Origin of the sequence: Acinetobacter sp. WU_MDCI_Abxd143 (assembly GCF_025514195.1) — a bacterium.
Classification (GTDB): Bacteria; Pseudomonadota; Gammaproteobacteria; order Pseudomonadales; family Moraxellaceae; genus Acinetobacter; species Acinetobacter pittii_H.
Genome location: NZ_JAHPTH010000010.1, coordinates 114,001 through 124,109, shown reverse-complemented (window position 1 = coordinate 124,109; position 10,109 = coordinate 114,001). Strand labels below are relative to the sequence as shown.

Genomic DNA, 10,109 nt, shown 5'->3' with positions numbered 1-10,109 from the left:
GGATAAGTCACAGTCACGGTTGAACCAGCTTCTGCTGTACCGCTCACTGGATCAGTTGCATTGATTGGATCAAGTACAGGTGCATTTGGTGCTGTGGTATCAATCGTCACCACTGCTGTATCGGTACCTGCATTGCCTGCAGGGTCTGTTGCAGTCACGGTAATGGTGTGTGGACCGTCAGTTAACGCAGGCAGTGTATTGTCTGCAAGCGTCCAGGTGCCGTCACCATTGTTCACTGCCGGATAGTCAGTGCCATCCACATTCACCACTACAGTGGCAGCCGGATCGTTCACTGTACCGCTAAGTGCTGGTGTGCTGTCATTGGTCAACACGTCATCCAGCGCAACCACAGGTGCTGTGATGTCGGCAGAGACTGTGCCTGTACCTGGCAATGATGTATTGCCTGCAGGGTCAGTTGCTGTTGCAGTTACTGTATCACCATCCACCAGGTTACCCGGGTTTGGTACTGACCATGTTCCGTCTGTGCCTGCCACAACTGTTGCAGTGGTGCCATCAGGATATGTCACAGTCACGGTTGAACCAGCTTCTGCTGTACCGCTCACTGGATCAGTTGCATTGATTGGATCAAGTACAGGTGCATTTGGTGCTATGGTATCAATCGTCACCACTGCTGTATCGGTACCTGCATTGCCTGCAGGGTCTGTTGCAGTCACGGTAATGGTGTGTGGACCGTCAGTTAACGCAGGAAGTGTATTGTCTGCAAGCGTCCAGGTGCCGTCACCATTGTTCACTGCCGGATAATCAACACCATCCACAGTCACCACCACAGTGGCAGTCGGATCGTTCACTGTACCGCTAAGTGCTGGTGTGCTGTCATTGGTCAACACGTCATCCAGCGCAACCACAGGTGCTGTGATGTCGGCAGAGACTGTGCCTGTACCTGGCAATGATGTATTGCCTGCAGGGTCAGTAGCTGTTGCAGTTACTGTATCACCATCCACCAGGTTACCCGGGTTTGGTACTGACCATGTTCCGTCTGTGCCTGCCACAACTGTTGCAGTGGTGCCATCAGGATATGTCACAGTCACGGTTGAACCAGCTTCTGCTGTACCGCTCACTGGGTCTGTTGCATTGATCGGATCAAGTACCGGTGCATTTGGTGCTGTGGTATCAATTGTATAAGTTTGTGTATCATTAACAGTGCTGCTATTACCTACTGCATCAGTGAAGGTTACTTTGGCATCAATTGTTTTATCTGCATCCGCTGTTAAACCGCTACCAGGCACACTTACTGACCATGTACCTGCTGCACTATCTACAGTTGCATTATAAGTTACCCCATTAATAACAACTGTAACGGCTGTAGTAGCCGCATCTGAAGGAACGTTTGTCAGAACACCAGTAATCGTGACATTACCCGCTGCTTCTGATGCATTAATTACATTGTCAGCTGTTACTGAATCAACTGCGAAGTTGACACCATCCGTATTTGGACCAACTGCATCGACAATAGCTGTGCCTGGTAATGATGGGTTACCTGCTGGATCTGTAGCAATCGCTTCAACTTCATCGCCATCATTCAGGCCAGGGTTTGGCACAGTCCACGTACCGTCTGGTCCTGCTACAACACTTGCTGTACTGCCGTCAGGATAAGTCACAGTCACTGTTGAACCAGGTTCTGCTGTACCTGTAATCGGGTCTGTCCCGTTAACCGGGTTAATTACTGGAGCATCAGGTGCAGTGGTATCGATTGTATATGTTTGTGTATCGTTAACACTGCTGCTATTACCTGCTGCATCTGTAAACGTTACTTTGGCATCAATTGTTTTATCTGCATCCGCAACCAAACCGCTACCCGGCACACTTACTGTCCATGTGCCTGCTGTGCTATCTACAGTCGCAGTATACGTCTGGCCATTGATCACAACAGTGACCACTGTATTTGCTGCATCTGCCGGAACGTTTTTCAATACACCTGTAACAGTAACGTTGCCTGACGCTTCTGATGCATTAATCACATTGTCAGCTGTTACTGAATCAATCGCAAAATTTACTGACCCTGTATTCGGTGCAGCTGTATCAACTGTCACAACACCTGTATCTGTACCTGCATTGCCTGCAGGGTCTGTTGCAGTCACGGTAATGGTGTGTGGACCGTCGGTTAACGCAGGCAGTGTATTGTCTGCAAGCGTCCAGGTGCCGTCACCATTGTTGACTGCCGGATAGTCAGTGCCATCCACAGTCACCACCACAGTTGCAGTCGGATCGTTCACTGTACCCGTGAGCGCAGGTGTGCTGTCATTCGTTAATAGATCATTTAGAATAACTACTGGTGCAACTGCATCAACAGTAGCTGTACCTGGCAAAGATGGGTTGCCTGCTGGATCTGTAGCAATTGCCTCAACTTCATCACCATCATTAAGACCAGGGTTTGGTACTGACCAGCTGCCATCAGGTCCTGCTACAACTGTTGCTGTGTCACCATTAGGATAGGTTACTGTTACGGTTGAACCAGGTTCTGCTGTACCTGTAATTGGGTCTGTCCCGTTAACCGGCTCAATTACTGGTGCTGCTGGAGCAGCTGTATCAACTGTCACAACACCTGTATCTGTACCTACGTTACCTGCTGCATCTGTTGCAGTCACGGTAATGGTGTGTGGGCCATCAGTTAATGCAGGAAGTGTATTGTCTGCAAGCGTCCAGGTGCCGTCACCATTGTTCACTGCCGGATAGTCAACGCCATCAACAGTCACCACTACAGTTGCTGTCGGATCGTTCACTGTACCAGTTAATGCAGGTGTACTGTCATTCGTTAATAGATCAGTTATAACAACTGCGGGTGCAACTGCATCAACAGTAGCTGTACCTGGCAAAGATGGGTTGCCTGCTGGATCTGTAGCAATTGCCTCAACTTCATCACCATCATTAAGACCAGGGTTTGGTACTGACCAGCTGCCATCAGGTCCTGCTACAACTGTTGCTGTGTCACCATTAGGATAGGTTACTGTTACGGTTGAACCTGGTTCTGCAGTACCTGTAATCGGGTCTGTCCCGTTAACAGGGTCAATCACTGGCGCGTTCGGCGCAGCTGTATCCAGTGTATAAGTTTGTGTATCGTTAACAGTGCTGCTATTACCTGCTGCATCAGTGAAGGTTACTTTAGCATCAATCGTTTTATCAGCATCAGCAACCAAACCGCTACCTGGTACACTTACTGTCCATGTACCTGCTGCACTGTCTACAGTTGCAGTATAAGTCACCCCATTAATAACAATTGTAACGGCTGTAGTAGCCGCATCTGAAGGAACGTTTTTCAATACACCTGTAATCGTGACATTGCCAGCCGCTTCTGATGCATTAACCACATTATCAGCTGTTACCGAATCAACAGCAAAGTTAACACCATCCGTATTTGGACCAACTGCATCAACAATAGCTGTTCCTGGTCCTGATGGATTGCCTGCTGGATCTGTAGCAATCGCCTCAACTTCATCACCATTATTCAAACCTGGGTTTGGTACTGACCAGCTGCCATCTGTACCAGCCACGACTGTTGCAGTGGTGCCATCAGGATAAGTCACAGTTACTGTTGAACCAGGTTCTGCTGTACCTGTAATCGGGTCTGTGCCGTTAACCGGGTCAATCACTGGTGCATTCGGTGCAGTCGTATCAATCGTATAAGTTTGTGTATCTTTAACAGTGCTGCTATTACCTGCCGCATCTGTAAACGTTACAGTAGCATCAATCGTTTTATCTGCATCAGCTGTTAAACCACTACTTGGTACGCTTACTGTCCATGTACCCGCTGCTTTATCTACAGTTGCATTATAAGTTACCCCATTAATCACAACTGTAACGGCTGTATTCGCCGCATCTGCTGGAATATTTTTCAATACACCTGTAATGGTGACATTGCCCGCTGCTTCTGATGCATTAATTACATTATCAGAAGTAACAGGGTCAACTGTGAAGGTCACCCCATCTGTACTTGGTGGTGTTGTATCGGTAGGTGTTGAAGAATCATCATCACTATTCGATGCGGCAGCAATAATACCACCCGCAACTAATGGGATAGCCCACAACCATGGGTTTATGCCTGCATCGTGATAAAGTAATGGTTCAATTGAAGAAATAGGCTGATAAATAACATCAGACACCAACTCTTGTGGCGCTTCTGCTGGTAAAGCAGCTGGTAAATCTTCTGCTACCAGCGCTTGTGGTTCAACATCGCTGTCGGCATCGGCATCTGCGTCAGCATCTGCGTCGGCATCATTTTCAGCATCTTTGAATTTTGCCCAAATTAACTGTCCATTTTCGTCTTGGAAAACAAGGCTGTTATCTTTAGGTTCAGCTGTACCGCTAAAGAAGTCTTCAATAACAATAGTCTGGCCATTTTTCAGGCGAATAACTGCATTGGTACCCTCCCTATTTACTACCAACACATCACTGGCAGCTACTTTTACCAATACGACCGATGCTTCTGAAAGTTTTGCAGAAGTTCCCTCTGTTGTTGCTAAGGTTTTATGATTGTCCTTAGCAATAATTTGTATTTCAGGCATATCTGTATTCCTTTTATATTATTGATTTAAATGATTTTATGTATAATTCTTTTTACTTAATGTTTCTAAGTTTTTGACCTACAACTTAAAAACATTAAGTAATGTGATCATTTTTACATTAAACACTTTAAAATAAAAAAAACAAATACTAAAGTACCTAAAGAAAAAATTTTAATTAATACAAATTATATATAAGTCTTTATTAGGTTTTTCTTGTGTTAATTTAATAAAAAATTGCGTTAAACGTTTTATATATAAAACAAATTTAATATTTCATTATTTACTGTTTGTTGAAAAATCATTTAATTAAAATATTTATATAACAATTATTAATATCTTAATAAAATAAAATATATTATTAATGATATATATAGAAAAAAAAGGCTTTAGATAATATTTTACTATTACACTAAAACCTAACTTTTAAATGGTTTATAAAATTTAAAACTATTTAAGTTTAGAAGTTATCGGGACTCTCAAATCGTTTTACTTCTTGTAACTTATTTGGATCATGCATTGTTGCAATTCCATCCTCAGTTTTTTGGTCAACAAGAATATCAGGATTAAAAACAGTGATCGTCTCTCTACCCAGTGCATCTTCTCCAACAATATACTGAAAACCTCTTCGGTTCATCTTATGACACAATTTCTGATAGAACCCTTTTAAGCCTTCAGTTTCTTCATTCGGATTGTAATAAAAAGCATTCATTACAGCTGGCAGACCCAGACCGCAGACTATGCCAGATAGCAACACACTGATAAATGTATATCCGATCAGGATACTACTATAGGGGCTTAAAGCAGGAATATTGGCAACGGCTAAAATCAATGCAAGTGAAATCCCTCCCCGTACCCCACCCCAAGATAAAATAGTTAAACTACCATTATAACTTTTCATTTTCCGCATATTTGGGAAAAACGCGAAAGCCATGAAGTTAGCTGCAAAACGAGAGATATGTAGGATAAAGAACGCAACAATACCGCCTAAAATCAGGCTAAAGTTTAGGTCAAGAATAAATAACTCTAAGCCAATTAAAGTAAATAAGAATGAGTTAATGATTCCTTCTACTGTATGCCAAAAATGATTAACCTCTTGAATCTCTCGCTCTTCGCGTATTTCTTTCCATTTGTTTCCAACAATTAAACCGCCAATTACACAAGCAATCGGTGCTGATGCATGCGCAAACAAAGCAACCAAATATGCTCCACTCGCGAGTAGCGCAGTGGTTAAAATCAGGGACTCCATTTCGTGTTTACCACGTAATAGACGCAACACCCCTACCCCAAATGCCCAACCAATCCCGACGGCAACAACAATTTCATAGAGTAAAGCTTCTAAGGTTGCCACTAATGAGAAATGTTCACCTTGCAAAACATTAAGCAAAGTCATAAACAATGCAATACACATTGCATCATTAAATAATGATTCACCTTCTAACTTAACAATTAAATGATGAGGTGCGCGAATCGAACTAAGTACACCTTTAATACCAATTGGGTCTGTTGCCCCTAAAGCTGCACCTAAAAGTAACAGCACCAGAATTGGCACATGATATCCAACCAGTAATTGGAATCCATAAAGTAAACTGCCAAACAATACGGCACAAAGCACTAAGGCAATCGTTGCCAAAATACTAATTTGTTTCCAATAACTTTTTAGATCTGAGATTTTAAATTTGAGTGCCGAAGAAGTCAGAATAAAACAAATAACACCATTAATTAAAAAATCATAAAAATCGATATGGCGTACTGCTTCTTCAATATTATGAATATTAATGGTGATAAACTGATTACCGTTTAGTAGGCTTGCACCCCACTGTAGAATAAAGACAAAAATCGCAGAAACAAGAGGAACACCAATCGCTTGAGGAAAACCCAAAATACGTTTATTAAAAATCGTGGTTGCGATTGATAGTGCAAAAACCACTGTAAATGCTTGTAGTAGAAAAAAATTACCCATGAACACCCTTCTTCTGGGTCAACGACCAAATAAGAAAATTTTGCTAGGTCGACCAAACTAAACAAAATGCAGGCATTAATAATGCCATGATCATAAAAAATGAAAATTCGGATGCAAGTTTAACGAATTGATTGAACAATCTATCAATCTGTTAAATTTCTTAACATTATTTATAGTTATGATCTAAAAAAAAGATGAGCTTATTAAATTATGTTTAACAAGACTCATCCTATAAAATTTTAAACTGGATTATTAAAAGTATCACATTGATTAATATCACCAGTTTTTAAACCAACCTGAAACCAATGCATTCGCTGTTCACTACTACCATGAGTAAAGCTGTCTGGAACGACCTGCCCCGTGGAACGCTTCTGTAAATAATCATCTCCAATTTTTTGAGCAGCATCCATCGCTTCTTCAATATCACCTTGCTCTAAAAATTGAGTTCGCTGTTGGTTATGGTTAGCCCAAATACCCGCTAAACAATCAGCTTGTAATTCCTGACGAACAGACAATTGATTACCTTCTCTTTGGCTCACTTGTGCACGAGCTTGCTGGACTTGTGACGAAATACCGAGCAGAGTTTGAACATGGTGTCCTACCTCATGTGCAACAACATAAGCTTGGGCAAAATCACCAGCCTGATCTTCCCTAGAAAGCTCAGTTTGGTTTTGCTCGCCAGAAATTCCCATTTGCTGCCGCATATCTTTAAAGAATTCTGTATCAATATAAACCTTTTGGTCTGCAGGACAATAAAATGGTCCCATAGCAGATTGAGCTGTGCCACATCCTGATTGAGCTATTCCACTAAATAATACTAATCTTGGTGGTGTATAGCTTTTACCCAACTGTTTAAATATAGGAGTCCATGTATCCTCTGTATCAGCCAAAACTGTTCCAACAAAATCAGAAGCCTCTTTTTGTTCGGCTGTTAGACGCTCGGGTGTAGTTGCATTTGATTGCTGGGAAGCAGTAACCTGCTGCGTTGCTTGATAAGCTTGTTGTGGATCAACCCCAAAAAACTTCCATGCAACAAATGCAACAACCAAACCAATAATACTAATACCACCCGCTCTAACACCGCCACCACCTCGGCGGTCTTCCACATTGCTACTAATTCGACGACCTTTCCAGCGCATAATTTTCCTCTTCTTTTTAGAATGGCATCATGAACCCGATGCTTTTTTAGGCCACATTTTTTGTATTAAGCTTACAATTAATAAAACAATTGCACCCGCAACTAGTCCTATTCCAAAGTTAATCAATGTCGGTGTTAAAGCACCAATGATATTACCTACCGCTGGTATTGTTTCTACGTGATCCACAGTGTCTTCAGTTAAATGATGAAGTAACGGAATCGTATGATTAATAATCCCACCACCCACTAAAAACATTGCAATAGTGCCCACGATTGAAAGCAATTTCATCAAAATAGGAGCAAAAGCCAATAGACCTCGACCTATAGTTTGTTTAAATGAGGCAGTTTGCTTAGTTAAATATAATCCTAAGTCATCAATTTTAACAATCATGCCAACCAGACCATACACACCGATTGTCATGACAACGGCAATAATGCTGAGAACACTTACCTTAGTCATTAAAGTAGCTGTAGCCACAGTACCTAAAGAAATAACGACAATTTCAGCTGATAAAATAAAGTCAGTTCTTACTGCTCCTTTTATTTTTTCTTTCTCAAAATTTGCTAAATCTAATTCTTCACTATCAAGCTCTGCTTTTGCTTCCTCTGTTGTAGAAGCTTTTTTATGCATAATGGTATGGAGAACTTTCTCCACTCCCTCATAACATAAAAATAAACCTCCAAGCATTAATAAAGGATTAATGAGCCAAGGCGCAATCACGCTAATTAATAAAGCTAAAGGAACTAAAATGAGCTTATTAACAAATGAGCCTTTAGCGACTTTCCAAACAATAGGAAGCTCACGATCTGCACGAACACCTGTTACTTGCTGGGCATTCAGGGCTAAATCATCACCTAAAACTCCGGCAGTTTTCTTCGCTGCCATTTTACTCATTAAAGCAACATCATCTAAAATTGTTGCAATATCATCTAGTAATAAAAGTAAGCCACTTGCCATTTCTTATCCAAGTTTGTATTTATTAAGCTATTGTAAAATGATTTTTTTGAATTTCTGTAATTTTACTGAATAAATTCACAATATTATTTTAAGAAAAGTTTATCCAATCGCTGACGAATTTTTTTTATTTCCCGTACAATAATGCCAATCTTTTATATTGCAGGGCTTACTACCCCCTGATTAAGCCAATAAGACAGTGGAATAAATAATGAGTAATGTTGATCAGCGTCCAATTATTTTGACAGGCGACCGCCCAACCGGACAACTTCATCTTGGGCATTTTGTCGGTTCTTTGCGTTCTCGTGTAGGTTTACAGGATAGTCATCATCAACATCTCTTGTTAGCAGATGCACAAGCATTAACAGACAATGCAGATAACCCAGATAAAGTCCGTCGCAATATTTTGGAAGTGGCTCTAGATTATCTAGCTGTCGGCATTGATCCAACAAAAACGACCATTTGTGTTCAATCTTGCTTGCCAGCACTCAATGAGCTCACAATGCTCTATCTTAACTTCGTAACTGTTGCTCGCTTAGAACGTAACCCAACCATTAAATCTGAAATTCAAATGCGTGGTTTCGAGCGTGATATTCCAGCTGGTTTCCTCTGCTACCCTGTTGCACAAGCGGCTGATATTACTGCTTTCAAAGCGACTGTCGTTCCGGTAGGTGAAGATCAGATTCCAATGATTGAACAAACGAATGAAGTGGTACGCCGTGTAAACCGTCAAATTGGTCAAGATCTTTTGCCTGAATGTAAAGCTTTGCTTTCTAACATGGCACGTTTACCTGGCTTTGACGGTAAAGCAAAAATGTCTAAATCATTAGGCAATACTATCGTTTTAAATGCTTCTGATAAAGACATTAAGAAAGCTGTAAATGCGATGTACACCGATCCAAATCATCTTCGTATCGAAGATCCAGGTCAAGTTGAAGGCAATATTGTATTTACCTACTTAGATGCATTTGATCCAAATAAAGAGGAAGTTGAAGAGTTAAAAGCTCATTATCGTCGTGGTGGTCTTGGTGATGGTACGGTTAAAAAGCGTCTTGAAGGTGTGTTAAAAGAGTTAATTACGCCTATTCGTGAACGTCGCGAAGAACTTGCTAAAGATCCTGACTATATTATGGATGTTTTACGTCAAGGTACAGATAAGTGCCGTCTTATTACTCAACAGACTTTAGATGAAGTTAAAGATGGTTTAGGTTTATTTAAATTTTAATCATCTTTAGAAACTAAAAGCCCTGCGGGGCTTTTTTTATTTATTAGATTCATAATATTCATTTTTTAGAATTACTAATGTATTGATAGCCATTCACAGGCTTTTACCCTATTAACGTGAAGTAACACTTATTAACGCTAATAGCGATGAAGAATATTTTAACTTTATCTATTATCCTCTATGTAGGTTACATCATATGAGCCTCACGACATTTCTCCTTAAACCGAAACTGTTTTTACAGATTCGTTGTTCTACGCAATGATCACCCCAATCATTGCGTATTTTTTTGCCTAAAAATTTTATTTATGAAT

General features: G+C 40.9%; 5 protein-coding genes. 1 reads left to right on the top strand and 4 read right to left on the bottom strand.

Translation table 11 applies throughout. The features are described from left to right. The 4 genes from KTI79_RS15590 to KTI79_RS15575 form a co-directional block, all read right to left on the bottom strand. The coding region (locus KTI79_RS15590; RefSeq protein ID WP_262468732.1) for an Ig-like domain-containing protein at positions 1-4,520 on the bottom strand (4,520 nt) is incomplete at its 3' end. 457 nt (positions 4,521-4,977) lie between these two features. Beyond that, positions 4,978-6,480, bottom strand: coding sequence for a cation:proton antiporter (locus tag KTI79_RS15585; RefSeq protein WP_032056130.1), 1,503 nt, complete (start codon positions 6,478-6,480; stop codon positions 4,978-4,980). 239 nt (positions 6,481-6,719) lie between these two features. Then, entirely contained in the window at positions 6,720-7,619 is a 900-nt protein-coding gene (locus tag KTI79_RS15580) for a neutral zinc metallopeptidase (protein WP_032056129.1), read from the bottom strand. Positions 7,620-7,646: 27 nt separating this feature from the next. Further along, positions 7,647-8,576 carry a DUF808 domain-containing protein gene (locus KTI79_RS15575; protein ID WP_032056128.1) on the bottom strand — a complete coding sequence of 310 codons (930 nt, stop codon included), beginning with the start codon at positions 8,574-8,576 and terminating at the stop codon, positions 7,647-7,649. A 208-nt stretch (positions 8,577-8,784) separates the two neighbouring features. Between KTI79_RS15575 and trpS the strand changes: the two genes are divergently transcribed. After that, the gene (gene trpS, locus KTI79_RS15570) at positions 8,785-9,798 is read left to right on the top strand and encodes a tryptophan--tRNA ligase (RefSeq protein WP_032056127.1); all 1,014 of its coding nucleotides are present in this window, start codon (positions 8,785-8,787) and stop codon (positions 9,796-9,798) included. Positions 9,799-10,109: the final 311 nt, after the last annotated feature.